Below are 22,247 nucleotides of genomic sequence, written 5' to 3'. Positions count from 1 at the left end.
TGCCTTTCAGATTGCGGGGTTGAGGCGCGGATGGGTTTCTTCCCCCCAGACCTGCACGATCAGGCCGGAGAGGAACATGGCGATGGCGACGAACCAGAAGGCTTCTTCGATGGCGCCGCTCCAGTGGGCGACCAGGCCCAGCGCCAGCGCACCGATGCCGTAGCCCAGGTCGCGCCAGAAACGGTAGATGCCGATGGCCGAGCCGCGCCAGTTGGGGTGGGCGATGTCGGACACGGCGGCGGACAGGTTGGGGTAGAGCAGCGCCATGCCGAAGCCGGTCACCGCGGCCGAGAACGACCACCAGGCCACGCTCTCGCCCAGCAGCATCAGCCCCACGCCGGCGCCGCAAATCCACATCCCCGCCACGATCGGCTTCTGCCGCCCGACATGGTCGGAGAGCTTGCCGGTAAAGAACTGCGAGCCGCCCCAGACAAAGCCGTAAACGCCGATCACCCAGCCGATGTTGGCCAGCGACAGGCCGTGGCTATAAAGAAAGACCGGGTAGAACACCCAGATCAGGGCATCGACGAACTTCTCCACCAGCCCCGCCTGGCTCACGGCGGCCATGCGCCGGTCGCGCCAGGACATGAGAGTGAACACTTCCCAGGTGGTGGGCTGATCGGGGATGTTTTGCGGGTAGCGCGGCTTCGGGCCGGTTGTCTGGCCTGCAGCGTGTTTCGCCCCCTCGGCCTTGGCCCAGGGCAGGGTGTCCTTCACCCACAGTATGGTCAGCAGCGCGGCTGTCAGGATCACTGCCAGGCCGAATATCAGCAGCCCCTGGCGTGGGCCGAAAGCGCCCGCCAGATAGCCGGTGATGATGCCCGCCACCGCCAGCCCGACATAGCCTGCGAACTCGTTGAGACCGATGACCAGGCCGCGCTGGTCGGGGCGGGTGAGGTCCAGCTTGGCGGTCTGGGTCATGGACCAGGTGAAGCCCTGGTTCACGCCCAGCAGCACGGTGGCGAAGACGATCCAGTTCCAGCTCGGGGCGTAGAGGATGAGGAAAGGAATCGGTAGCGCCGACGCCCAGCCCCACAGCAGCACCTTTTTCCGCCCCAGACGTTCGGACAGGCGTCCGGCGACGAAGTTGAGCGTGCCCTTGACGAAGCCGAAGGCCACCACGAAGGTGGTCAGCAGCAGGAATGAGCCCTTGGGTACGCCGAACTCGGTCTCCCCCAGGGCCGGCACCACGGTGCGCATCATGCCGATGGTCATGCCCACCAGGAAGACCTGAATTAGCTGGTGGCCGAACTGGGCAAAATTATCGCGGATGCCGTGGCGGTATTCGATGCTTAGGCTGTCGGTCATTTTATTCCTTGGTTGTTTTCCCTCTCCCCCAGCCCCTCCCCCGCTTGCGGGGGAGGGGAGCTATATGCCTCGAAAGCGGGAGAGAGGGCGTTTTTAGTTCTTACTGCCCCAAATTGGCGGCGACGATGCGTTCCATCTCCGTCGGCCGGGGCGGGATGTCGGACAGGATGTAATTGACGAAATCATCCTTGCCGGTGATTTTCAGCCCGAGGTTGAAACGCTTTTCGAATCCCACCGTCGAGGAAGGTTTGCCGGAAATGCCCGCGCCGCACACGCTACCGGAGGTATGGCCGGGGAACAGTTCCACCGCGTCGGGCAGGCCCATGAGTTTGCCATGCAGGCTGTCGAACAGCTGCTCCGCCCATTCCTTGCCCTTGCCGGCCAGGTCGGGACGGCCGATGCTGCCCACGAACAGCGTGTCGCCGGTGAGGGCGAACCACGGCTCGGCGCTGCGGCGCTTGTCGGTCACCACCAGGCAGATGGAATCCGGCGTGTGGCCGGGGGTATGCATGACCTGCACCGCAACGTTGCCCACCTCGATGGTCTCCCCGTCGACCAGGGTATGGAAAGGAAAATTCACCCGCGCCTGATTGGACTCGTGCAGGCAGTAGCGCGCGCCGGTGCGTTCGGCCAGGGCGCGCCCGCCGGAGTAATGGTCGGCGTGCACGTGGGTGTCGATGACATGGGTGATTTTGACGTTTTGCTGCGTGGCCTGTTCGATGAACCAGTCTTCGTCACCCGCGACCGGATCGACAGCGACGGCTACCGCGCAGGAACCGCAGCCGAGCAGGTAGGAAAGGGTGGCTTCGGGCGCCAAACGTTGTCTGAGAAACATGCTGTCTCCTTTTTGTATTATTCAAACGAATGCTTGAATAATAGGCGAGACAGGATAATTGTCAACCGAAATTTTGTTTGTCAGGATGTTTGACGGTCATTGCGAGCGCAAGCGACGCAATCATAAAAAATCAGATTGCTTCGCTGCGCTCGCAATGACCGCCGACGCGGGAAGTTGTTCGAACAGCCGATTTCCGGTGGGATTTAAGCGCTTACAGCCCGAGTTCCTGCCACATCGCGTCCACCCGGCGCTTCACCGCTTCGTCCATGACGATGGGTCGGCCCCACTCGCGGGTGGTTTCGCCCGGCCACTTGTTGGTCGCGTCCATGCCCATTTTCGACCCCAGGCCGGATACCGGGCTGGCGAAATCGAGGTAGTCGATGGGGGTGTTTTCGATCAACAGCGTGTCGCGCGCAGGGTCGACGCGGGTGGTCATGGCCCAGATCACTTCTTTCCAGTCGCGGATGTTGACGTCCTCGTCGGTGACGATGATGAACTTGGTGTACATGAACTGGCGCAGGAAGCTCCACACCCCGAACAGCACGCGCTTGGCGTGGCCGGGGTACTGTTTCTTGATGCTCACCACGGCGAGGCGGTAGGAACAGCCTTCGGGCGGCAGGTAGAAATCGGTGATTTCCGGGTACTGCTTCTGCAGCAGCGGCACGAACACCTCGTTCAGCGCCACCCCGAGGATGGCCGGCTCGTCCGGCGGCTTGCCGGTGTAAGTGCTGTGGTAGATGGGGTGTTTGCGCATGGTGATGCGTTCGATGGTGAACACCGGGAACTCGGCCACTTCGTTGTAATAGCCGGTATGGTCGCCGTAGGGCCCTTCCGGGGCCATCTCGCCGGGATGGATCACGCCTTCCAGCACGATCTCGGCGGAAGCGGGCACTTGCAGGTCGTTGCCCAGGCATTTCACCAGCTCGGTTTTCGAGCCGCGCAGCAGGCCGGCGAACTGGTATTCGCTCAATGAATCCGGCACCGGCGTCACCGCGCCGAGAATCGTGGCCGGGTCGGCGCCGAGCGCAACGGCGACGGGGAAGGGCTGCCCCGGATGGGCTTCCTGGAAGTCGCGCAAATCCAGCGCGCCACCGCGATGGGCGAGCCAGCGCATGATCACCTTGTTGGGCGCGATCACCTGCTGGCGGTAGATGCCCAGGTTCTGGCGTTTCTTGTACGGGCCGCGCGTAATGACCAGCCCCCAGGTGATGAGCGGCGCCACATCGCCCGGCCAGCAGGTCTGGATGGGAAGCTTCGACAGGTCCACATCCTTGCCTTCCCACAGCACGTCCTGGCAAGCCGCGCTGGACAGTTCCCGGGGGGCCATGTTGAGCACCTGCTTGAAGATCGGCAGCTTGTCCCAGGCGTCCTTGAGACCCTTGGGCGGCTCCGGCTCCTTGAGGAAAGCCAGCAGCTTGCCGACTTCACGCAGCGCCTCGACCGAGTCCTCGCCCATCCCCATGGCGACCCTTTTCGGCGTGCCGAACAGGTTGGCGAGCACCGGGATGGTGTGGCCTTTCGGCTTCTCGAACAGGATGGCCGGGCCTTGCGCGCGCAGCACGCGGTCGCAGATTTCGGTCATTTCGAGGTGAGGGTCCACTTCGGCGCTGATGCGTTTGAGCTCGCCCTGCTGTTCCAGTTGCGCGATGAAGTCGCGCAGATCATGGTATTTCATTGGGCGGTGCTTTCGAATGGAGGAAGTTGCTGCAAGAGCGCTATAAGCTCTGGAATGTCGCGGCTTGCAGCAAACCAGATTTCATTCACATCCACGGTGTCGTAGGCATGAATCAGAATGTCGCGCATACCTGCCATCTTTCGCCAAGGAATGCCGGGATGGATGGTTTTGAATTCCGGAGAAACCCGTTTCGTTGCCTCGCCGACAATTTCGAACTGGCGAATCACGGCAGACTGTGTTTTCAGATCGCGGTGAAATGTGTCCCGATCAATACCATCGAGAAAAGACAGTATAAGTTCGGATGCTTTCAGGATGTCATCCAGGTGGGCGACATCACGCTGCGGCATGGATGACCTCGGCCGATTCCAGAATGGCACGCCGACGAATTTGATTACGGCTTTGCTCGACAGCATTGCGGGTCAGCAAATCCACCTTGCGCCCCAGCATGGCGGCCAGTTCGTCGCGCATTTCCACATGATCGAACAGGCTCCAGCTTGCATCGGGCAAAAAAGTTACCAGCACGTCAATGTCACTGTCGGGGCGGAAATCATCGCGCAGCACCGAGCCGAACAGGGCGAATTCGGCGATTTTCCACTGGCGGCAGAAGCGGGAAAGCTGATCCTGAGGCAGGGAGATTTTCGGCTGGGACATATGGATTTCCTGATTGGCTAAGGGAAATATTCTACGCCGGATTCACTTCCTTGCCCTCGTTGAGGTTCAGCCAGCCCTTGACGATGCGGTAGATCACCCAGACGGCATCGGCCGCCAGGATTAACCAGCCGATGACGAGAATGAAGGTGAGGACGCCGATCACGCCCCACAGCAGGCCGAACCAGAAGGTGCGGATCTGCCAGCGGAAATGCGATTCCAGCCAGGTGCCCTTGACGTCGTCGATCTTCACGTAATTGATCACGATGGCGACGATGCTGGTTATGCCGATAATAAAGGACGCTGCCTGCAGGGCATGGACCACGGTGGTGAGAGTTTTCAGGGAATCCTGATCGGTGGGGCTTTGAAGTTCGCTCATGGCGTTTCCTGAAGGAAGGGAGTGATTTAACCCGAATTATTGCATCAAGCGCACGACCGTTGGCCGGTTTTTTGCTTTTGGGGTCCGCCGCCGGTTCCCCGCGGGACGCGCGACAGGCTCTTAGCCCAGGCAGGCCCTACGTGCGCGGTCGAGCAGGGTTTTCGTTTCGTCCCCGTCTTCGGGGTAGCGGCTGATGCCGATGCCGGCAGTGATCCGGCAGGGATGCCCCGCGAGGATGAATGGCGTGCGGAATTGCTCCAGCAATTGTGCGGCGACGCGCTCTGCATCCTGACTGTTTTCGAGGATGGGCAGAATGACGGCGAATTCGTCTCCGCCCAGGCGGGCTAGGGTATCCGAACCCCGTATCCCTTTTTTCAGGCGGCTGGCCACTTCATGCAGCAAGGCGTCGCCGCAGCGCTGGCCGTAACCGTCGTTGACCGTCTCGATGCCGTCGAGGCCGATGAAGATGAGCGCAAATTTCCGGTTCTGCCGCCGGTTTTCAGCGAGAACCTGTTCGAGGCGCTGGAAAAACAACTCCCGGTTGGGGAGTGCCGTCAGGAGGTCGTAGCGGGCAGCTCGGGCGGGCGGTTCTTCCCGGGTCTCGTGGCCGGCCCCGTTTCGCCTGTCAGCCACGAAGCGGGATGCTTTACTGCCCTCGTCCCTGGCCTCACCCTCTTGCTCCATCGCCGATCCCCCCGCGTTTTTTCCTTGGGGCGCAATCAGCCCTGGAATCGGCCGTGTCCAGGCCGACAGGAGTAAAGACGCGGGAGAAGCTGGATTTATTCCATTGCATTGCGCCGGAATGGTCCGTTGGACGGATTCGGGGGCAGGGCAGCCGCCCCGGTTTCAGCGGGTACGGAACGCCATGTGGCAGGCCACGCAGCTCGCGGTGACCTGCTGCAGTGCGGCCAGGGCCTTGGTCTTGTCGCCTGTCTTCGCCACCTTGGCGAATTCGCTGGCGGCGCCGTGCATGTTCCAGCCCATCTGGCGCATGGTGTCGGGCATGAAGCGGCCCGGACCCTGGCCGCGCGCCATGGGGGCGTTTCTGCCCATGGCGCTTTGGCCGATGCGTTTTTCGGCGGTTTCCGCGGCAGCCTCGAATTTGTTTTCCGCCAGGTCGCCGATGATCTCGTTGAGCGCCGCCATGTGGTCGAGCATGTCGGCGCGCATCACGCTGCGCGGCACGTCCGGCATGTTCACCAGCATGCGTGCGTCCGGCAGCGGTGCGGGCTGCTGCGCCTGGGCAAGTGCGGCGGGAAGTAGCAGGGAAAGGACCAACAGAATGTTTCGCATGACGACTCCTAATCAGGTTGGGAATTCAGGCTGGCGAGGGACTGGCGCAATACGCTCACGGCGGATTTGAGGAACAGTGCTGCAATGATGCCACCTACGACGATGTCCGGCCAGCGCGATTGGCTGTAGATCACCGCGACGCCGGCGAGGATCACGCCGACATTGGCGAACAGGTCGTTGCGCGAGCACAGCCATACCGAGCTCATGTTGAGGTTGTCGGCGCGGTGGCGGTAGAGCAGCAGGAAACAGCCGGTGTTGGCGGCGAGGGCCAGCAGGCCGATCAGGCCGATAGCTTCGCCCTGCGGCAGGATGGGGTGCAGGGTCTTGTGGATCGCTTCCGCCGCGACGCCGAGGCCGAAGGCCAGCATGATCAGGCCTTTGAGCAAGGCGGCGCGCGCCTGCCAGCTTTCGTCCCGGGTCAGCACGTAGAGGCTGAAGCCATACACCAGCGCATCCCCCAGCATGTCGGAAGCGTCCGCCAGCAGGGAAGTGGAGTGGGCGGCCATGCCGGCAAAGGTTTCCACCAGGAACATGACGGCATTGACCGCCAGCACGATTTTCAGCACGCGGCCGTGGTCGGCGCGCATGGCGGCGAGAGTGCAAGATTTGTTTTCGCAGCAGCCGGCCATTGCGGTTTCTCAGAACAGGTGTTTGACGGCGTACAGGGTACTCTGCCAGTAGTTTAGCAGGATGCCGCCGAATACCGCCGCGCCGAACCAGTTGTTGTGGATGAAGGCCTTGAAGCATTTGTCCCGTTCGCGCCTGCGGATCAGGCTGTAATGGTAGACCGCGATGCCCAGCGCCACGGCGAGGCCGGCGTAATAGAACAGCCCCAGCCGGAACCACCCGCCAATCCCGGCGAGAATGGCCAGGGTGATGCCGTAGCACACCATTACCGCCAGCACGTCATATCGGCCGAAGGTGATGGCGGAAGTCTTGATGCCGATCTTGAGGTCGTCCTCGCGGTCCACCATGGCGTATTCGGTGTCGTAGGCGATGGCCCAGAAAATGTTGGCCAGCAGCATGAGCCACGCCATGGCCGGCACGTGCCCGGTTTGCGCGGCGAAGCTCATGGGAATGCCGAAGCCGAAAGCGATGCCGAGATAGGCCTGAGGAATGGCGAAAAAGCGCTTGGTGAAGGGGTAGCTGGCGGCCAGGAACAGCGCGCCGAAGGAGAGCAGGATGGTGAGCTTGTTGAAGCGCAGGATGAGCAGGAACGCGCACACGGACAGCGCCGCGAACAGCGCCAGCGCCTCCTTTTTGCTCACCAGACCGGCGGCCATGGGGCGGTTCCGCGTGCGCTCCACGTGCGGGTCGAAATCGCGGTCGGCATAGTCGTTGATGACGCATCCGGCGGAGCGCATCAGCACCGTGCCGAGCATGAAAATCCACACGATCATCCAGTTGGGCAGGCCGCCGGATGAAATCCACAGCGCCCACAGCGTCGGCCAAGCCAGCAGCAAGATGCCGATGGGCTTGTCGAGCCGCATCAGTTTTTCGTAAAGGTCGAATCTTTCCTTCAGTTTCAATTCGCTAACTCCAGGATGCCGGGGAGGAAGACTTCCGTGACCAGGATCGGCTGGCGCCGCAGCGTGAACACCGAGCGCCGCGCCCACAGATACGCCGGCGGTTCGGGCAGGATGCGGCAGGCGCGCCGATAGAGCTCGTGGCGGCGGCTGAGTTTCTTGAATTGCAGCGGCGAGCGCTTTACCTGCGGATCGGCGAACAGGGCCGCGCCGAGCGGCTTGTTGCCGAGACTGCTCAGGCTGCGCCACGGCCCGCGCAAGCCCGCACGGGGAATCACGCTGTGGGCGAAAACGACCGGCGTGTCGCCGCAGTACAGAAGCACTTCGCGCAACAATGCGAGCTCGCGCGGATTCAGGTTCACATAAGCGGCTTCGTCGCGCCCGGACTTGGCCCTGGTGAGGCGCAAGCCGCGCACGCTGAAGGCGCCGCAGCGCGTCTGGATGCGGTGCGTGAGCGAGCCCCGGTCGGTCAGCCACGCGCGATACAGGCAGGGCGCGGCGGGCGGGCGGGGGTGCCACAACATGGGCAGGTGACGCATGGGGTGAGCGGTCCGTCTCGGTTCTTGGTCAAGCGGGGATTCTAGCAGTATTCGGGGAAGCGCTGACCAAGGACCTTACGCCGTTTCCTGCTCCAGAACGAAGCTTGCTCCGGCATCCTGGCCCAGCACCTTGACCAGGTAGGGCAGGACGTCCGCGAGCGTCTTGTGCAGCGTCCACGGCGGGTTGACGACGAACATGCCGCTGCCGTGCATGCCGAAACCGTCCGAACTCGGCGCGTGGACCGTCAGGGATACGTTGAGCCAGCTTTTCACCGGCAGGCGCTTGAGTTTTTCCGGCAGTTGCCGCGCCTCGGCCCTGGCCAGTTGCGGATACCACACCGCATATGTGCCGGTGGCAAAGCGCGTCAGGCCATCCTTGAGCGCGGCGACCACGTGCTGGTAGTCTTCGCGCATTTCGTAGGACGGGTCGATCAGCACCAGGGCGCGGCGCGGCGGCGGCGGGAGCAAGGCCTTGAGTGCGTCGAAACCGTCGGCGGTGGTGATGGTCACGCGCCGCGCGTGATCGGCGAAATTGTCCTGCAGGATGCGGCTGTCGCTGCTGTGCAGCTCGAACAGGCGCAGACGGTCCTGCGGGCGCGTGGTCTGCAGCGCCAGCCAGGGCGAGCCGGGGTAAAAGCGCAGCGCGCCGTCCGGGTTGATTGCGCGCACCAGGTCCACATACTCGGCCAGCGGCGCAGGCAAGTCCTTGCGCGCCCACAGCCTGCCGATGCCGCTGTCGAACTCCTTCAGCTGCGTCGCATAACCGGTGTCCAGCGCATAAAGTCCGGCCCCGGCATGGGTGTCGATGACCCAGAACGGCTTGTCCTTCTGGCCAAGGTAGCGGTCGAGTTGCACCAGGACGAGGTGTTTCAGCACGTCGGCGTGGTTGCCGGCATGGAAGGCGTGGCGGTAGCTCAGCATGATGGGGGTCCAGGTAACAGGATAGAAATTGTAAGTGAGATGACGGCACTATAAACGCGCCCCGGATGGGGCTGGTCAGCCCGGGATCACAACACCTCGGCGCAAAATACGGCAGGCGTGACGATCCGGGTGCGTTCGATATGCCCACGTTGCAGCAAGCCAGCCCGGCGGTCGCCGGTCACCAGGTAGTCCACATCGCCAGCCCGCGCCATGGCCAGCAGAAACGCATCGTCGGGATCATCGGCTTCATCCGCCATGGTCAAATGGTCCAGAACCACGGCGCGTTGCAAATTGTTGATCATTGCGCCAACCTTGACTGGCTGCAGAATGGCCTGAAACTTGGGGTAGCGGCTGGCTCGGCGAATCTCGTCGAGCTGCATCCGCGATGTCACCACCACGAAGCGCGCGGAACGCCAGGCGCGATAGATTGCATCGGGATGCCCATGCGGCGAGATCAGTGCGCTGAACAGGATGTTGGTGTCCAGGACAACCCGCATCAGTGCTGATGCGCCCACTGCAGGGCTTCATCGACCACGGAGGCCAGATCCGCCTCGCTCACGTTGACATTGGCGGCCTTGGCCTGTTCGGCCGTCAGCTCCAGGATGTGCGCCCGTACCGCCTCTTCGATAAAGCGCGACAAGTCGCCCTTTCTGCCGCCGCCCTGGCTGGCCAGAAACATGCGAAGGGATTGGTCGGTGTCGGCAGAGACGGCGACATTCCAGCGAATCGTATCCATGGCGTTCTCCGGTGATGGGTGTTTATGTGTTTATACACCGATAGGCGGGGCCGTGCAATGGTCCAAAAATCCTGAGCGCATACGCCGAAAACGAATCGATTTCGGCGCCATTTCTTCGACGCGCTACTTTGCGCTACGCTCCATTACGCTTGCCGCGACCTTGCTGTTCAACCAATCACGCAATATTCGCTGGACCGTGTGGCGAGCTTCATCCAGATGCATCGTTCTTTGTGGTGTTCCACCATTTATCTTGCCATGCCTTGAGTGGTCACCAGCCACTGATGCATTATTGGCCGAACCAGTGAAGGCATCATACTCGTCAGGAGTAGCCCATCCACGCTTTACTACCCATCCACGCTTGGGTTTGCCAGGTTGCTTCGCATCCTCTTCTATGACTTCGTAAATCCGGTACAAGTTGACCCAATCATGGTCAAGGCTAAACAGCCGCATCGCTTTTGCCGCGGCTATATCCTCCAATCCAAGCGATATAAATGGTGAAGGATCCGGGAGACTACTCCGTAGCGCAGGGAACACTCCATACATCTTGCCTATATTAGGCAGATGCTGCCGCTGTCCCATCTCGTCAACATAGGACAGGTGCGCGAGATCAAGGCGGGGTAGCGCTATGCCCTCAATACGAGCGGCGCCGTTGACGATGGCGAGAAGCTCATGAACCCGTTCTCAAGTTTTAGAAATAAGGTCGTTGTCCGCCAAGTCCAACTCCCACTTAACAACGCCCTTAGTTTCTAAGACAACTTTTTCATTCTCAATTGCAACAGCAATGTCTGTGAGACGTAAGGCTTCTCTTATTGAGTTAGCCTCTTCCGCTGGATTTTTAAGATATATAACGAGTTTCATCAGTATTATATTTTCCTAAACAAACGTAGGGCGCAATAACCAACGGGCATTGCGCCGCATGTTGTGAATCCGGCGCAATGCGCTGCGCTTATTGACGCCCTACGGAAGCTGCAACAGGTTTACGCCTTCAGAAACTCCTGCTGCTGTCCCAGCCACCGAGCCAGATGCCGTTCGGCAAATTCGGGAAACTCGGCGAGCATCTGCTCGGCGACGGCGCGCGCGGGATCGAGCAGCGCCTGATCGCGTTCCAGGTCGGCGAACCTGAGCATGGGCACGCCGCTCTGGCGCGCGCCGAGGAACTCGCCGGGGCCGCGTAGGGCCAGATCCTGGCGTGCGATTTCGAAGCCGTCGGTGTTTTCGTAAATTATCTTGAGGCGGGCGCGGGCGGTTTCCGACAGGGGCGTCTGGTACATCAGGATGCAGGTGCTTTGCGCCGCGCCGCGCCCCACGCGGCCGCGCAACTGGTGCAGTTGCGAAAGGCCAAAGCGTTCGGCGTGTTCGATCACCATCAGCGAGGCGTTGGGCACGTCCACGCCGACTTCGATCACCGTGGTGGCGACCAGCAGCTGGATGCCGCCGGCCTTGAACGCCGCCATGGTGGCGGCCTTGTCCGCTGCCTGCATGCGGCCGTGCACCAGGCCGATGGCGAGTATGGGGAAGGCCTGGCTCAGGCTTTCAAAAGTTTCGAGCGCGGTCTTGAGCTGCAGGGTTTCGGATTCTTCGATCAGCGGGCACACCCAGTAGGCCTGCCGGCCTTGCACGCAGGCGTCGCGCACGCGGCCGAACACTTCTTCGCGGCGGGCGCTGTCCACCAGCTTGGTGACGATGGGCGTGCGGCCGGGGGGCAGTTCGTCGATGACGGAAACGTCGAGGTCGGCGTAGTAGCTCATCGACAGGGTGCGCGGGATGGGCGTGGCGCTCATCATGAGCTGGTGCACCTCGCCACCCTTTTGCCGCAGCGCCAGGCGCTGGTGCACGCCGAAGCGGTGCTGCTCGTCGATGATGGAGAGCCCCAGGTTGCTGAACGTCACCTGTTCCTGGAACAGGGCGTGGGTGCCGATGGCGAGTTGTGCCGTGCCGCTGGCGACCTGTTCCAGCGCGGCTTTCTTGTCTTTCTTGCCGAGGCTGCCGGTGAGCCAGGCGACGGATATGCCGAGCGGCGCGAGCCAGGCGGCGAGCTTGAGGTAGTGCTGTTCGGCGAGGATCTCGGTCGGCGCCATGAGTGCCGCCTGGAAGCCGTTTTCGATCGCCTGGCAGGCCGCCAGTGCCGCGACGATGGTCTTGCCGCTGCCCACGTCGCCTTGCAGCAGGCGCTGCATGGGGTGGGGGCGGGCGAGGTCCGCGCTGATTTCGTGCGCTACCCGCTGCTGTGCGCCGGTCAGGGCGAAAGGCAGGCTCGCCAGCAGCGCGGCGCTCAGCGTCTTGCCGGGCGGCAGGGGCGGGGCGCCGCGCGCGTGGCGGCGCCGGTAATGCTCGCGCATGGATAGCTGCTGCGCCAGCAGTTCGTCGAAAATCAGGCGTTGCCAGGCGGGGTGGTTCCGTTCGTCCAGCGCAGCGGGTGCAACGTCGGGCGGCGGCTGGTGCAGCAGGCGCACGCTGTCCCCGAAATTCGCCAGCTTGAGACGGGCGCGGATGGCTGGTGGCAGGGTCTCGTCCAGCTCGCACTGCTGCAGCGCCTCGCCGACCAGCTTGCGCAGCGTGGCCTGCGACAGGCCCTGGGTGGTGGGATAAACCGGCGTGAGCGCTTCGGCGAGCGGTGTGTCTTCCTTCACTACGCGGCACTGGGGGTGGACCATTTCCGCGCCGAAAAAACCGTGGCGGATTTCCCCGGTGGCCCGGACGGTGAAGCCGGGCGTGAGGATTTTGACCTGGCTGGGGTAGAAGTGCAGGAAGCGCAACTGAAGCATGCCGCTGGCGTCGCGCATCTTGACGCTCAGCATTTTGCGCGGCTTGTAGGTGACGCTGGCGTGGGTGACGATGCCCTCGACCAGTACCGCCTGGTTCAGCGGGGCGTCGGCGATGGGGTAGAGATGCGTTTCGTCCTGGTAGCGCAGCGGCAGGTGCAGCAGCAGGTCGAACGGGCTGCGGATGCCCAGCTTGGCCAGCTTGTCACGGGTGGCCTTGCCGATTTTCTGGAACATTAGCCTAGGAACCGAAATTCAAGCCACAGAGAACACAGAGGGCACAGAGATGAAGTGGGTTTTGCATGGTTTTCTCTGTGAACTCTGTGTTCTCTGTGGCTGATATGTCTTTCCGGATCATGCCCCCAGGTACAGGACCGCGTCCATTTCCACCAGTGCGCCGCGCGGCAGTTCTTTCACGCCGACGGCGGCGCGGGCGGGGTAGGGCTGTTCGAAATACCTGGCCATGATTTCGTTCACCTTGGCGAAATGGCCCAGGTCGGTGAGGTAGACGTTGAGTTTGACCGTGGCGACGAGGCCGGCGCCGGCGACATTGGCGACCGCGCCGAGGTTGAGGAACACCTGGTTGATCTGGGCGTCGATGCCTTCAGCCATCTGCATGGATTGCGGGTCGAGGCCGATCTGGCCGGAGAGATAGACTGTGTCGCCGACGCGGATGCCTTGCGAATAGGTGCCGATGGCGGCGGGGGCGTTGGCGGTGCTCAATACTTGCTTGCTCATGGTTTTCCTTTAGATAGTTCTGCTCGGGTTAGCCCTTCATCCGGCTGATTCTCACCACTTCCGCGATCTGGCGCAGGCCGCGCATCACGCGCGCCAGGTGCATGCGGTTTTCCACCTGCAGGGTGAAATACATGGTGGTGTAGGCGCTGCCGTCTTCTTCTTCCATGCTCACGTTGTCGATGTTCGAATCGGCGTCGGCGATGGTTGCCGCCACCTTGGCCAGCACGCCGCGCTGGTTGGCGACTACCAGCTTGATGGAGACATCGAACAGCTTCCGGGTGTCGGGGTCCCATTCCACGTCCACCCATTTGTCCGGGTCGCTGCGGTAGTGGGCGATGGTCGGGCAGTCATGGGTGTGGATGATGAGACCCTTGCCCTTGTTGATGAAACCGAGGATAGGGTCGCCCGGGATGGGGCGGCAGCAGCTGGCGAACTGCACGGCCATGCCTTCGGTGCCGCGAATGGTGATCGCGCCCTGGGGGCGTTGTTCGGCGGAAGAGACATCACCCAGGGAAACCAGCTGGCGCGCCACGACGATGTTGAGGCGCTTGCCCAGGCCGATGTCGGCGAGGATTTCGTCCTTGGTTTTTCCGGCATTTTCGCGCAGCAGCTTTTCCCATGGGCCGGCGCCGATCGAGGCGGGATCGACCTTCAGCGCGCGCAACGCCTGTTCCAGCAGGCGGCCGCCGAGGGCCACCGATTCTTCGTAGTGCAGGGTCTTGAGGAAATGGCGGATGTGGGAACGCGCCTTGCCGGTGGCGACGTAGTTGAGCCATGCGGGATTGGGGTTGGCGTGGCTGGCGGTGATGATTTCCACGTGATCGCCGTTGTTCAGCTCGGTGCGCAGCGGGGCGTGCTCGTGGTTGATCTTGACCGCCACGGCGCGATTACCGACGTCGGTATGCACCGCGTAGGCGAAATCCACCGCCGTGGCGCCGCGCGGCAAGGCCATGATCTTGCCCTTGGGGGTGAAAACGTAAACTTCGTCGGGGAACAGGTCGACCTTGATGTGTTCCAGAAACTCGGCTGCGTCGCGGCTTTCATTCTGGATCTCCAGCAGGCTTTGCAGCCACTGGTGCGTTTTCTGCTGCATTTCGCTGATGCCGCTTTCGCCGCTCTTGTAAAGCCAGTGCGAGGCCACGCCGGCTTCGGCGATCTGGTGCATTTCCTGGCTGCGGATCTGGATTTCGATCGGCGTGCCGAACGGGCCGAACAGCGTGGTGTGCAGCGACTGGTAGCCGTTGGCCTTGGGGATGGCGATGTAGTCCTTGAACTTGCCCGGGATGGGCTTGTACAGCGAGTGCAGGGATCCGAGGGCAAGGTAGCAGTTCTGCACGTCCTTGACCGTGACGCGGAAGCCGTAAATGTCGAATACTTCGGAAAAGGCCAGGTTCTTTTCCTGCATCTTGCGGTAGATGCTGTAGAGATGCTTTTCGCGCCCGGTGACGGTAGCTTCGATGTGGCAGTTGGCCAGTTTGAGCTCGATGGCCTCCAGCACCTTGCTGACCACCTCGCGCCGGTTGCCGCGCGCCGCCTTGACGGCTTTGCTGAGCACCGTGTAGCGGTTGGGGTGGGCAAAGCGGAAAGCCAGGTCTTCCAGCTCGCGGTAAACGTTGTTGAGGCCCAGGCGATTGGCGATCGGGGCGTAGATTTCCAGAGTTTCGTGGGAGATGCGCTGCTGTTTCGCCGCCTGCATGGATTCCAGCGTGCGCATGTTGTGCAGGCGATCGGCGAGCTTGATGATGATCACCCGCACGTCGCGCGCCATGGCGAGCAGCATCTTGCGGAAGTTTTCCGCCTGGGCATGCGCCTCGGACTGGAACTCGATCTTGTCCAGCTTGGAGACGCCATCCACCAGGTCGGCCACCTGTTTGCCGAATTTTTCGCTGATTTCCTGGCTGGTGGTGGGCGTGTCCTCGACCACGTCGTGCAACAGCGCGGCCATGATGGCCTGGGCGTCCAGGCGCCATTCCGCCAGGATGGTGGCGACCGCTAGGGGGTGGGAAATATAGGCTTCGCCGCTCTTGCGCATTTGCCCGTGGTGGGCGGTTTCGGCGACGCGAAAAGCTTCCTCGACCTGGACGATGTCCTCGGGCTTGAGGTAGCTCGAAAGGGTGTCGGTAAGCTGGGTAGTGTTGGGCATGGGGGTTAGGGGTGAGAGGTGAGGGGTGAGGCGTTAGAAATCATTGCCATGTTTTTCGCCTCGCCCCTCACCCCTAACGCCGCACGGAATTACGCCTGTCCGCGGTTAAGTATTTCCTTGCCTACCTTGCCGTGGGCGATTTCGCGCAGGGCGATCACGGTTGGCTTGTCGCGGTTCGGCTCCACCAGCGGGGTGGCGCCATTTGCCAGTTGCCGTGCCCGGTAGGTGGCGGCGAGCGCCAGTTCGAAGCGGTTGTCGAAGTATTTCATGCAATCGTCTACGGTAATGCGTGCCATGGTATTGATCCTTGTGAGCTTGAATATTTATGTCAGTGAGGCGATCAGGTCGCTGTGCCGGTCGAGCTGTGCATCGATCTGCAGGCGCTGTGCCCGCACCACCGCCAGCAGGTCCTGCAAGGCCGTGGCGAAATCGTCGTTAATAATAACATAATCGAATTCGCCCACATGGCCGCAATCCTCGCGCGCGGCAGCGACGCGGCGCTGGATCACTTCTTCCGCATCCTGTCCGCGTCCCGTCAGGCGCTGACGCAGGGCTTCGACGGAGGGCGGCAGGATGAACACGCTGATCGCCTCGGGCATCAGTTTGCGCACCTGCGCTGCGCCCTGCCAGTCGATTTCCAGCAGGATGTCCTGGCCGGTTTTGCGGCTGGCTTCGATCCAGGGCTGCGAGGTGCCGTAAAAATTGCCATAGACTTCGGCGCTTTCAAGGAAGTCGCCGCGCTCCAGCATTTGCGTGAAAGTTTCGCGGCTGACGAAATGATAATGCTGGCCGTTCACCTCGCCCGGGCGCGGCGCGCGCGTGGTGTAGGAGATGGAAAGCTGAATGCCCGCGTCGGCGGCCAGCAGTTCCTTTACCAGGCTGGTTTTCCCCGCTCCGGACGGGGCGGCGACAATAAACAGGTTTCCGGTGGGCATGATGTATTCGGTTCCAGGCTTGATTTTAAATTCAGGTGCAACGATACCAGAAATGCTTTTAGGCGGCATGCGGACGGGCGCCAGCCAGATACTTAAAGCAGCTTGCCGGGGCGGAACAACATGCTATTCCGGCGGCATCGAGTCGGAAATAATAAAGGATGTTTTGCCGTGCTGATGTCGCAGGTATGAGTCACTGATGGATTAGTTGGCCGAGTTCCCATAAAATGGACGGCATTGTCCATTTGATGATGTTTCGATTCGAACCTGAGGGATTTCATGACAACGAACAGATTGCTTGCCGGCGCGCTGGCCGGATTTATTGTCGCAGGCATGGGTGCTGCGGTGGCGGCAGAAACCAAGCCCGCGGCAAAAATTACGCTTGAGGCGCGACTCGGCGCCTTGGCGCAGGATCCCAAGGCAATGGAAACGGCGATCAAGGCAGGCAAAAAAGTGGCTTCGTTCTGCTTCAACTGTCATGGCAATAGCGGCAACAGCGCTCGGCCCGATGTGCCCAATCTGGCGGGTCAGCATCCGGCCTATTTGCTGGAGCAGATGAAAAAATTCAGCGATGGCCGGCGGCGTAACGTATTCATGGAGGGCATGATCAAGGCCATGAGCGACGAGGAAAAGGTGAGCGCCGTGGCCTATTTCGCTAGCCAGGAGGTCACCCCCCATGCCATTTCCAACCCGGCGCTGGCCAGCCGCGGAAAAGACCTGTTTTACAAGATTTGCTGGCGCTGCCACGGTAACGACGGGCGCGGCAACGAGAAGATCGCACGCATCGCCGGCCAGCAGCCTGAATACCTGACGCTGACCCTGAAGCGCTATCGCGACCGCACCGGCGAACGCATTGACCCTTTCATGGCGGCCAATACCGAAAACCTTACCGATGCCGACATCAACTCGCTGGTGGTGTTCGTTTCCGGCATGAAATGATTTCCAGGAGGGGGCGGCAGATCGAGTCGTCCTCGACGAGGGCATGCTGAAGGAAGTGAAGCATGTCCCGATGAAGAATACATCGGGTCAGTAAGACTATCCCGCATCTTGCGGGTGGTGTGTCGCCAAGAAGCTTTCCCGTTGCGGGAGGAATCCTGAAAGTGAACGGCTACTGGCGAACTTTTATGATCGCCGTGCCGATTTCGTACCCCTTGTTCTCGTCCAGGTGGACGCAGCGTCGCACCTGAACCAGTGCCTTGAATGGCTTGAGCGTCGAACCGCGCGGCGATTGCAGCTGAATTTCCATCATTTCACCGAAGCGCGGCACGTAGTGGGCGGTAAATGCCAATCCGTCCACGCTGAGATCCTTGCTCATGGCGTAGAACGTTTCGCCGCTGTCGCTCACTCTTACCTTGACATAGCACTCGAGCGGAACGCGCCGCGAGCAACGCATTTCGCCGCGCGGCTCGTTGATGCGCTGGCCGCCATTGATGAGGCGGAGGTGGACATGGTGATTGCGGTTGGGCTCGGAACGGTTCTGTTGCTGGTACGCTTTGGCAAAGGGCATGGCTGATTCCTCCGTTGTTCTCGTCCTGGCACAGGAAAATCACTAAATCTAATTGGTGCTCTGCGGATTATATCAACATGTTGTGGTTTTGTGTGAACTCTAACCACAATGCGCAGGACGTGCGCATGAAGTCGAGCCGGAGCGGCTCGACGGGCAAACAACAGGAGAATCAGAGCGTGCTGACGGCCTTACGCCAGCAGGCGGGTGCGGATCTGGCCGAACAAACGGGCGGGCAGCAAGGAGCGGAAATCCATCGGCGGCAGCTCCATGCCGTCCAGGGTGTTCTTCGCCAGCAGCCCCAGTTCGGTGTCGCCCTCCATGACCAGGCGGCGGCAGAAAAACAGGGTGTCCGGATCTTCCTTGCGCAACGCGAGCAGGATGAAATCCTGAGCGCTGGCACGGATAGTGAGGTCTGGCTGGGCAACGGCCTGGCGGGCCGCCAGGCCATTCGCGGTGAGCGTGAAGTGGAATGCGATGCCGGCGTCGCTGACGTGGATGCACACCTGCTTGCCGTGGAGAGGGCTCCAGACATCGCCGCGCAGCTTGTCTTTCAGGGCAAGGTTGAGCGCCCGCGTGAAAATCAGGGAATGGGGATATTGCGGCAGCAGGGAGAAGAGGGTACTGACGGCTGGCGGGATGAAGAACGGTTTCATGCTGGGCCTCTCAAGCAGTGGCTAAATGGTCGTTGTGAATGAAATCCAGCCCGGGTTTGCCGTGCCAGTAGCCGTTGCACGGCGCTTCCGGCATCAGTTTCTCCATTTGCATCAGGGCCAGTGCCGGCGACATGCGCTGCTCCATGCATTCGCGGAACAACTGGAGAATTTTTCCGCTATGGTAGGCCTGCGGGCTGACCCGCAACACGTCCACGCCGGTTTCCTGCAGGGCGTGCAGTTCGCCGATCAGGTTGTACGGCCGTGCCGACTGGGTCTGGATGCCGTTGAGCGTCAGGAAAGGCTGGCCTTCGCGCGTCTTCAGGGAAAGGCCGTTGCTGTAGTCGAGACAGCGGAACTGGCAGTCGTCTTTCTGCAGATTATGGTGGCGCGCGGTGAAGCAGCGCGCGGAGTAGGCTAGCGGCAGTCGTCCGTAAGCGAACACTTCCGTTTCCAGCCCGCTGCGGCGGCTTTGTTGAATCGGTAACAGCGCGTCGCGCGACATTTCCACCGGCATTACCCAGCGCGTCGCCCCCAGTTCTGCAAGCAGGTCGAGCGTCTGCGGACTGTAGATGTTGAGCGTCGGGCCGGCGACGAACGGCACCTTGTTCGCCAGCAGGCGCACCGCGCCCATGTCGTTGGCCTCGACTCGAAATTTGTCGTTGCCGCTGATCCTGCGCAGGGTTTTGAGGTCCGATTCCGATTCGATCAGGGTCTGTGTCGAGAGCACCACTTCCTTGCCTGCGGCGGCGAGCTGCTCCGCCACGTCGAGGTAATCCTGCAGGCGCATGAGGTGGCGGCGCGAGCAAACCGTCTCTCCGAGGTAGACGATGTCTACCGGGGAGGCGGCGATTTCTTCGTAGAACTTGAGCTGGGCGTCACGATCCCAGTAGTAGAGGTTGGGTCCAAGCGCTAGTTTCATATGTTCATTTCCATGGCCGGTAGTAGGCGCCAAGGGTTTGCTGCTGGCCTTCCGAGAGTTTGCCCAGTTCCGCCATCCATGCCGGTTTGACGGTGAAGCCAGCGCCTTCGCGATGACAAGCGTCGATCGCCTGGCGCCAGACTTTGGTGACCTGGGCCACGTAAGCGGGACTGCGCTGGCGTCCCTCGATCTTGATGGCGGAAATGCCCATGCCTATCAGTTCCGGCAGCAGTTCCAGGGTGTTGAGGCTGGTGGGTTCCTCGATCGCGTAATAGGTTTCCCCCGCGACTTCGAACCTGCCTTTGCACAGGGTAGGGTAACCGGTGTTTTCCTTGGCGTCGTAGCGGTCGATCAGGATGCCGTTCAAGCGCGATTCCAGCCCTTGCGCGGTCTGTTGCCAGCGCACCGCCTTGGGGGGCGAGCACACGCCGCAGGTGTTGGGAGATTCGCCGGTGGCGTAGGAAGACAGGGCACAGCGCCCTTCCACCATGACGCACAGTCCGCCGAAGCCGAACAGCTCGATTTCCACCGGGGTGTTGGCCATCAGTTGCTCGACTTGCGCCAGAGCCAGTACGCGCGGCACCACCGCGCGCCGGATGCCGAACTGTTCGTGGTAGAAATTGATGGCTTCGTAATTGGTTGCCGACCCTTGCACCGAAAGGTGCAGGCGCAAATCGGGATGGGTTTTCGCGGCGTATTGCATCAGGCCGGGGTCGGCCAGGATGACCGCGTCCATGCCCAGGTCGGCGGCGTTGTCGATGGCACTGGTCCAGCGCTGCCAGCCGCTGGCCTGGGGGTAGGTGTTCAAGGCCAGCAGCACCTTGCGGCCCTTGGCGTGGGCATAGCGCACGCCTTCCTTGGCGTTGGCCAGGTCGAAATTGAGGCCGGTGAAGTTGCGCGCGTTGGTGTCGTCGCGGAAGCCCATGTAGACGCAGTCCGCACCGTTGTCCACAGCGGTTTTCAAGGCCGGCAGGCTGCCCGCGGGGCAGACCAGTTCGATTTTAGGCGGCATCGAGAATTCTCTCCTTTTGCATGGGCATGTCGGCGAACTGGCCTTGGCGGTGGCCGCGCCGCGCCAGTTCGCGCTCGATGCCGTTGAGCACGTTCCATTTCTGTGAACACCACTCCGGTGCCAGCAGGATGTCTTTCTCTGCCGTGCCGGTGACGCGATGGTAAATGATATGTTCCGGCGTGCGCTCGATCAGGTCGCAGGCGTGCCGGATGTAGGCTTCCAGCGTCAGCGGCCGGAATTCTCCGCGCCGCCATTGCTGGGCGAGAACAGTGTGCTTGACCACATGCAGCGGGTGCAGCTTGAGCCCGTCCACGCCGATCTCCAGCACGCTGTCGAGGCTGGCGTGGAAATGGGATTCATCTTCTCCCGGCAACCCGAGAATCAGGTGGGCGCACACCGGGATGCCGCGCCGGCGTGCCGCGATCGCCACGTCGCGGTATTCCTTCAGGCCGTGTCCGCGGTTGACGCGTCGCAGCGTCTCGTCGAAAGCCGATTGCAGGCCCAGTTCCAGCCACACGATGCGGCCCTCGTCGCGATAACGGGCGAGCAGGTCGAGCACTTCGCTCGAGACGCAATCCGGCCGCGTGCCGACCGAGAGTCCGACGATGTCGCGCCGGCTCATGGCCTGACGGTAGAGCGAGTCGAGTTCCACGACGTCGGCGTAGGTGTTGGTATAGGCCTGGAAGTAAGCGAGGAATTTTTTGGCCCGGGTGCGCTTGGCGATGGCGTTTCTGCCGCTGTCGAGCTGTGCTTCCAGGGCTTGTGGCTGCCGTCCGTTGGGGTTGAACGAGCGGTTATTGCAGAAGGTGCAGCCGCCGATGCCTTTCGAGCCGTCGCGGTTGGGGCAGGTGAAACCCGCATCCAGGGCGATCTTGTGCACCCGCTCGCCGTGCCGTGCGAGCAGGTGTTGGCCGAAAGTGTGAATGTAGTCGGATAGCGCCATATTTCAGGACAAGGAGACTAGCATATCCTGTTAGATGGCTCAACCGTATTGCGGGTGTGGGCTTTGCGTGAACGGACACGGTAGCGCGACAGAACGACAGGCTTGAAAATGAATATTTCTGGAAATATGGACATGCGGGATTCTTGTCCAATGGTTAAACTAAACCAAAATTCAGATGGTCATATGATGCACTGACAGTAGGCGTAGCTGGTTCGCACGTACCAATCGAGACCGGCGCTATTTTTGAATCAATTGGAAAGGAAAATCATGAATAAAATAAAGCTTGTCGGCGCGCTTCTCGTGTTGGCTGCAGCACTTGGCGGCTGTGCTTCGAGCATGTCGGGTGGGGCTTACTCCCGCTCGCAGGCACGCCAGACGCAGGAGGTGCAAATGGGTGTGGTAGAGAGCGTACGTCAGGTGCAACTCGAAGGTACCAAGACGCCGGTGGGTACCGTTGCGGGTGCGGCAGTGGGCGGGATTGCCGGCAGTAACATCGGCGGCGGTAAGGGTAGCACCGTCGCAGCCATCATCGGTGCGGTGGCGGGCGGGCTTGCCGGCTCTGCCATCGAAGAGGGGGTGACAAAAAAACCGGGCCTGGAAATCACCGTCACGCTGGATAGCGGCAGGATGATCGCCGTGACGCAGGAAGCGGATGAACAGTTCCATCCAGGAGAAAGGGTGCGCATTTTGACGGGCGGCGGTGTGACGCGCGTGACGCACTAAGCCAGCGCCTCCTTAATTTCGCGCAGACGGCGCGCCCTTTTCTATTGCGGATGAA

General features: G+C 61.5%; 28 protein-coding genes. 2 read left to right on the top strand and 26 right to left on the bottom strand.

Annotation, left to right across the window (positions count from 1 at the left end; translation table 11 throughout):
- Window positions 1–6: 6 nt before the first annotated feature.
- The 21 genes from SKTS_RS15340 to gmk form a co-directional block, all read right to left on the bottom strand.
- Window positions 7–1,308 (bottom strand): MFS transporter, encoded by a 1,302-nt coding sequence (locus SKTS_RS15340; protein ID WP_173066954.1) that lies wholly within the window; start codon window positions 1,306–1,308, stop codon window positions 7–9.
- 100 nt (window positions 1,309–1,408) lie between these two features.
- On the bottom strand, window positions 1,409–2,143 hold the full coding sequence (locus SKTS_RS15335; RefSeq protein ID WP_173066951.1) for an MBL fold metallo-hydrolase: 735 nt from the start codon (window positions 2,141–2,143) through the stop codon (window positions 1,409–1,411).
- A gap of 211 nt (window positions 2,144–2,354) precedes the next feature.
- The gene (gene ubiD / locus SKTS_RS15330; protein WP_173066948.1) at window positions 2,355–3,818 is read right to left on the bottom strand and encodes a 4-hydroxy-3-polyprenylbenzoate decarboxylase; all 1,464 of its coding nucleotides are present in this window, start codon (window positions 3,816–3,818) and stop codon (window positions 2,355–2,357) included.
- Entirely contained in the window at window positions 3,815–4,165 is a 351-nt protein-coding gene (locus SKTS_RS15325; protein WP_173066945.1) for a HepT-like ribonuclease domain-containing protein, read from the bottom strand. The genes ubiD and SKTS_RS15325 overlap by 4 nt, the downstream gene beginning before the upstream one ends.
- Window positions 4,152–4,469, bottom strand: coding sequence for a nucleotidyltransferase family protein (locus SKTS_RS15320; RefSeq protein WP_173066942.1), 318 nt, complete (start codon window positions 4,467–4,469; stop codon window positions 4,152–4,154). Before SKTS_RS15320 ends, SKTS_RS15325 begins: the two co-directional genes overlap by 14 nt.
- Before the next feature lie 31 nt (window positions 4,470–4,500).
- Window positions 4,501–4,845 carry a DUF4870 family protein gene (locus tag SKTS_RS15315; protein ID WP_173066939.1) on the bottom strand — a complete coding sequence of 115 codons (345 nt, stop codon included), beginning with the start codon at window positions 4,843–4,845 and terminating at the stop codon, window positions 4,501–4,503.
- A 120-nt stretch (window positions 4,846–4,965) separates the two neighbouring features.
- On the bottom strand, window positions 4,966–5,529 hold the full coding sequence (locus SKTS_RS15310; RefSeq protein WP_173066936.1) for a GGDEF domain-containing protein: 564 nt from the start codon (window positions 5,527–5,529) through the stop codon (window positions 4,966–4,968).
- Between the two features lie 162 nt (window positions 5,530–5,691).
- Window positions 5,692–6,138 (bottom strand): cytochrome c, encoded by a 447-nt coding sequence (locus tag SKTS_RS15305; RefSeq protein ID WP_173066933.1) that lies wholly within the window; start codon window positions 6,136–6,138, stop codon window positions 5,692–5,694.
- Window positions 6,139–6,146: 8 nt separating this feature from the next.
- Entirely contained in the window at window positions 6,147–6,767 is a 621-nt protein-coding gene (locus tag SKTS_RS15300) for a cation efflux transmembrane domain-containing protein (protein ID WP_173066930.1), read from the bottom strand.
- Window positions 6,768–6,776: 9 nt separating this feature from the next.
- Window positions 6,777–7,667: a 4-hydroxybenzoate octaprenyltransferase gene (ubiA, locus tag SKTS_RS15295; protein WP_173066927.1), complete on the bottom strand. Its 891-nt coding sequence runs from the start codon at window positions 7,665–7,667 to the stop codon at window positions 6,777–6,779.
- The gene (locus tag SKTS_RS15290; protein WP_244617364.1) at window positions 7,664–8,188 is read right to left on the bottom strand and encodes a chorismate--pyruvate lyase family protein; all 525 of its coding nucleotides are present in this window, start codon (window positions 8,186–8,188) and stop codon (window positions 7,664–7,666) included. Before SKTS_RS15290 ends, ubiA begins: the two co-directional genes overlap by 4 nt.
- A 90-nt stretch (window positions 8,189–8,278) precedes the next feature.
- Complete coding sequence (locus tag SKTS_RS15285; RefSeq protein ID WP_173066921.1) at window positions 8,279–9,124, bottom strand: 23S rRNA (adenine(2030)-N(6))-methyltransferase RlmJ; 846 nt, start codon at window positions 9,122–9,124, stop codon at window positions 8,279–8,281.
- A gap of 86 nt (window positions 9,125–9,210) precedes the next feature.
- Window positions 9,211–9,621, bottom strand: a complete 411-nt coding sequence (locus SKTS_RS15280; protein WP_173066918.1) for a putative toxin-antitoxin system toxin component, PIN family — start codon at window positions 9,619–9,621, stop codon at window positions 9,211–9,213.
- Window positions 9,621–9,860, bottom strand: a complete 240-nt coding sequence (locus SKTS_RS15275; RefSeq protein ID WP_173066915.1) for a ribbon-helix-helix domain-containing protein — start codon at window positions 9,858–9,860, stop codon at window positions 9,621–9,623. Before SKTS_RS15275 ends, SKTS_RS15280 begins: the two co-directional genes overlap by 1 nt.
- Window positions 9,861–9,983: 123 nt before the next feature.
- Complete coding sequence (locus SKTS_RS15270; RefSeq protein WP_173066912.1) at window positions 9,984–10,310, bottom strand: hypothetical protein; 327 nt, start codon at window positions 10,308–10,310, stop codon at window positions 9,984–9,986.
- Window positions 10,311–10,541: 231 nt separating this feature from the next.
- Window positions 10,542–10,718 (bottom strand): hypothetical protein, encoded by a 177-nt coding sequence (locus SKTS_RS15265; protein WP_173066909.1) that lies wholly within the window; start codon window positions 10,716–10,718, stop codon window positions 10,542–10,544.
- Between the two features lie 119 nt (window positions 10,719–10,837).
- Entirely contained in the window at window positions 10,838–12,859 is a 2,022-nt protein-coding gene (gene recG, locus SKTS_RS15260) for an ATP-dependent DNA helicase RecG (RefSeq protein ID WP_173066906.1), read from the bottom strand.
- Between the two features lie 117 nt (window positions 12,860–12,976).
- A complete protein-coding gene (locus SKTS_RS15255; protein ID WP_173066905.1) occupies window positions 12,977–13,360 on the bottom strand; it encodes a Rid family detoxifying hydrolase in 384 nt (127 codons plus the stop codon).
- Window positions 13,361–13,388: 28 nt separating this feature from the next.
- Entirely contained in the window at window positions 13,389–15,503 is a 2,115-nt protein-coding gene (locus SKTS_RS15250; RefSeq protein ID WP_173066902.1) for a RelA/SpoT family protein, read from the bottom strand.
- 89 nt (window positions 15,504–15,592) lie between these two features.
- The gene (gene rpoZ, locus SKTS_RS15245) at window positions 15,593–15,799 is read right to left on the bottom strand and encodes a DNA-directed RNA polymerase subunit omega (protein WP_173066899.1); all 207 of its coding nucleotides are present in this window, start codon (window positions 15,797–15,799) and stop codon (window positions 15,593–15,595) included.
- A gap of 27 nt (window positions 15,800–15,826) precedes the next feature.
- Window positions 15,827–16,438 carry a guanylate kinase gene (gene gmk, locus SKTS_RS15240; RefSeq protein WP_173066896.1) on the bottom strand — a complete coding sequence of 204 codons (612 nt, stop codon included), beginning with the start codon at window positions 16,436–16,438 and terminating at the stop codon, window positions 15,827–15,829.
- A 276-nt stretch (window positions 16,439–16,714) separates the two neighbouring features.
- On the opposite strand from gmk, the gene SKTS_RS15235 reads away from it, so the two are divergent.
- Window positions 16,715–17,374, top strand: a complete 660-nt coding sequence (locus SKTS_RS15235) for a c-type cytochrome (RefSeq protein ID WP_173066893.1) — start codon at window positions 16,715–16,717, stop codon at window positions 17,372–17,374.
- 169 nt (window positions 17,375–17,543) lie between these two features.
- Here SKTS_RS15235 and SKTS_RS15230 read toward each other — a convergent pair whose 3' ends face one another.
- The 5 genes from SKTS_RS15230 to mnmL all read right to left on the bottom strand — a co-directional run bounded on the left by SKTS_RS15230 (window position 17,544) and on the right by mnmL (window position 21,469).
- On the bottom strand, window positions 17,544–17,942 hold the full coding sequence (locus SKTS_RS15230) for a PilZ domain-containing protein (protein ID WP_173066890.1): 399 nt from the start codon (window positions 17,940–17,942) through the stop codon (window positions 17,544–17,546).
- A gap of 188 nt (window positions 17,943–18,130) precedes the next feature.
- Window positions 18,131–18,595, bottom strand: a complete 465-nt coding sequence (ubiT, locus tag SKTS_RS19135) for a ubiquinone anaerobic biosynthesis accessory factor UbiT (protein WP_173066887.1) — start codon at window positions 18,593–18,595, stop codon at window positions 18,131–18,133.
- A gap of 10 nt (window positions 18,596–18,605) precedes the next feature.
- Window positions 18,606–19,514 carry a U32 family peptidase gene (locus SKTS_RS15220; RefSeq protein WP_173066884.1) on the bottom strand — a complete coding sequence of 303 codons (909 nt, stop codon included), beginning with the start codon at window positions 19,512–19,514 and terminating at the stop codon, window positions 18,606–18,608.
- A 4-nt stretch (window positions 19,515–19,518) separates the two neighbouring features.
- Complete coding sequence (gene ubiU / locus SKTS_RS15215; RefSeq protein WP_173066881.1) at window positions 19,519–20,526, bottom strand: ubiquinone anaerobic biosynthesis protein UbiU; 1,008 nt, start codon at window positions 20,524–20,526, stop codon at window positions 19,519–19,521.
- Window positions 20,516–21,469 (bottom strand): tRNA modification radical SAM protein MnmL/YtqA, encoded by a 954-nt coding sequence (gene mnmL, locus SKTS_RS15210; RefSeq protein ID WP_173066878.1) that lies wholly within the window; start codon window positions 21,467–21,469, stop codon window positions 20,516–20,518. The genes ubiU and mnmL overlap by 11 nt, the downstream gene beginning before the upstream one ends.
- 267 nt (window positions 21,470–21,736) lie before the next feature.
- Here mnmL and SKTS_RS15205 point away from each other — a divergent pair, with 267 nt between their 5' ends.
- Window positions 21,737–22,192, top strand: coding sequence for an outer membrane lipoprotein (locus tag SKTS_RS15205; RefSeq protein ID WP_173066875.1), 456 nt, complete (start codon window positions 21,737–21,739; stop codon window positions 22,190–22,192).
- Window positions 22,193–22,247: the final 55 nt, after the last annotated feature.

Origin of the sequence: Sulfurimicrobium lacus, assembly GCF_011764585.1 — a bacterium.
In the GTDB taxonomy this organism is placed as follows: domain Bacteria; phylum Pseudomonadota; class Gammaproteobacteria; order Burkholderiales; family Sulfuricellaceae; genus Sulfurimicrobium; species Sulfurimicrobium lacus.
The sequence above is the reverse complement of the archived record's forward strand: the minus strand, read 5'-3'. Positions and strand labels throughout refer to the sequence as shown.

What these genes read in the sequence shown, in the direction of transcription:
- SKTS_RS15290 (WP_244617364.1), bottom strand. Translation starts at nt 8,188, where the DNA reads ATGTTGTGGCACCCCCGCCCGCCCGCCGCGCCCTGCCTGTATCGCGCG.
- SKTS_RS15305 (WP_173066933.1), bottom strand. Translation starts at nt 6,138, where the DNA reads ATGCGAAACATTCTGTTGGTCCTTTCCCTGCTACTTCCCGCCGCACTT.
- SKTS_RS15315 (WP_173066939.1), bottom strand. Translation starts at nt 4,845, where the DNA reads ATGAGCGAACTTCAAAGCCCCACCGATCAGGATTCCCTGAAAACTCTC.
- ubiD (WP_173066948.1), bottom strand. Translation starts at nt 3,818, where the DNA reads ATGAAATACCATGATCTGCGCGACTTCATCGCGCAACTGGAACAGCAG.
- SKTS_RS15335 (WP_173066951.1), bottom strand. Translation starts at nt 2,143, where the DNA reads ATGTTTCTCAGACAACGTTTGGCGCCCGAAGCCACCCTTTCCTACCTG.
- SKTS_RS15285 (WP_173066921.1), bottom strand. Translation starts at nt 9,124, where the DNA reads ATGCTGAGCTACCGCCACGCCTTCCATGCCGGCAACCACGCCGACGTG.
- SKTS_RS15320 (WP_173066942.1), bottom strand. Translation starts at nt 4,469, where the DNA reads ATGTCCCAGCCGAAAATCTCCCTGCCTCAGGATCAGCTTTCCCGCTTC.
- SKTS_RS15270 (WP_173066912.1), bottom strand. Translation starts at nt 10,310, where the DNA reads ATGCGGCTGTTTAGCCTTGACCATGATTGGGTCAACTTGTACCGGATT.
- SKTS_RS15235 (WP_173066893.1), top strand. Translation starts at nt 16,715, where the DNA reads ATGACAACGAACAGATTGCTTGCCGGCGCGCTGGCCGGATTTATTGTC.
- SKTS_RS15220 (WP_173066884.1), bottom strand. Translation starts at nt 19,514, where the DNA reads ATGAAACTAGCGCTTGGACCCAACCTCTACTACTGGGATCGTGACGCC.
- recG (WP_173066906.1), bottom strand. Translation starts at nt 12,859, where the DNA reads ATGTTCCAGAAAATCGGCAAGGCCACCCGTGACAAGCTGGCCAAGCTG.
- gmk (WP_173066896.1), bottom strand. Translation starts at nt 16,438, where the DNA reads ATGCCCACCGGAAACCTGTTTATTGTCGCCGCCCCGTCCGGAGCGGGG.
- SKTS_RS15275 (WP_173066915.1), bottom strand. Translation starts at nt 9,860, where the DNA reads ATGGATACGATTCGCTGGAATGTCGCCGTCTCTGCCGACACCGACCAA.
- SKTS_RS15250 (WP_173066902.1), bottom strand. Translation starts at nt 15,503, where the DNA reads ATGCCCAACACTACCCAGCTTACCGACACCCTTTCGAGCTACCTCAAG.
- SKTS_RS15310 (WP_173066936.1), bottom strand. Translation starts at nt 5,529, where the DNA reads ATGGAGCAAGAGGGTGAGGCCAGGGACGAGGGCAGTAAAGCATCCCGC.
- SKTS_RS15205 (WP_173066875.1), top strand. Translation starts at nt 21,737, where the DNA reads ATGAATAAAATAAAGCTTGTCGGCGCGCTTCTCGTGTTGGCTGCAGCA.
- SKTS_RS15325 (WP_173066945.1), bottom strand. Translation starts at nt 4,165, where the DNA reads ATGCCGCAGCGTGATGTCGCCCACCTGGATGACATCCTGAAAGCATCC.
- SKTS_RS15255 (WP_173066905.1), bottom strand. Translation starts at nt 13,360, where the DNA reads ATGAGCAAGCAAGTATTGAGCACCGCCAACGCCCCCGCCGCCATCGGC.
- SKTS_RS15280 (WP_173066918.1), bottom strand. Translation starts at nt 9,621, where the DNA reads ATGCGGGTTGTCCTGGACACCAACATCCTGTTCAGCGCACTGATCTCG.
- mnmL (WP_173066878.1), bottom strand. Translation starts at nt 21,469, where the DNA reads ATGGCGCTATCCGACTACATTCACACTTTCGGCCAACACCTGCTCGCA.
- SKTS_RS15300 (WP_173066930.1), bottom strand. Translation starts at nt 6,767, where the DNA reads ATGGCCGGCTGCTGCGAAAACAAATCTTGCACTCTCGCCGCCATGCGC.
- SKTS_RS15340 (WP_173066954.1), bottom strand. Translation starts at nt 1,308, where the DNA reads ATGACCGACAGCCTAAGCATCGAATACCGCCACGGCATCCGCGATAAT.
- ubiU (WP_173066881.1), bottom strand. Translation starts at nt 20,526, where the DNA reads ATGCCGCCTAAAATCGAACTGGTCTGCCCCGCGGGCAGCCTGCCGGCC.
- SKTS_RS15230 (WP_173066890.1), bottom strand. Translation starts at nt 17,942, where the DNA reads ATGCCCTTTGCCAAAGCGTACCAGCAACAGAACCGTTCCGAGCCCAAC.
- rpoZ (WP_173066899.1), bottom strand. Translation starts at nt 15,799, where the DNA reads ATGGCACGCATTACCGTAGACGATTGCATGAAATACTTCGACAACCGC.
- ubiT (WP_173066887.1), bottom strand. Translation starts at nt 18,595, where the DNA reads ATGAAACCGTTCTTCATCCCGCCAGCCGTCAGTACCCTCTTCTCCCTG.
- SKTS_RS15265 (WP_173066909.1), bottom strand. Translation starts at nt 10,718, where the DNA reads ATGAAACTCGTTATATATCTTAAAAATCCAGCGGAAGAGGCTAACTCA.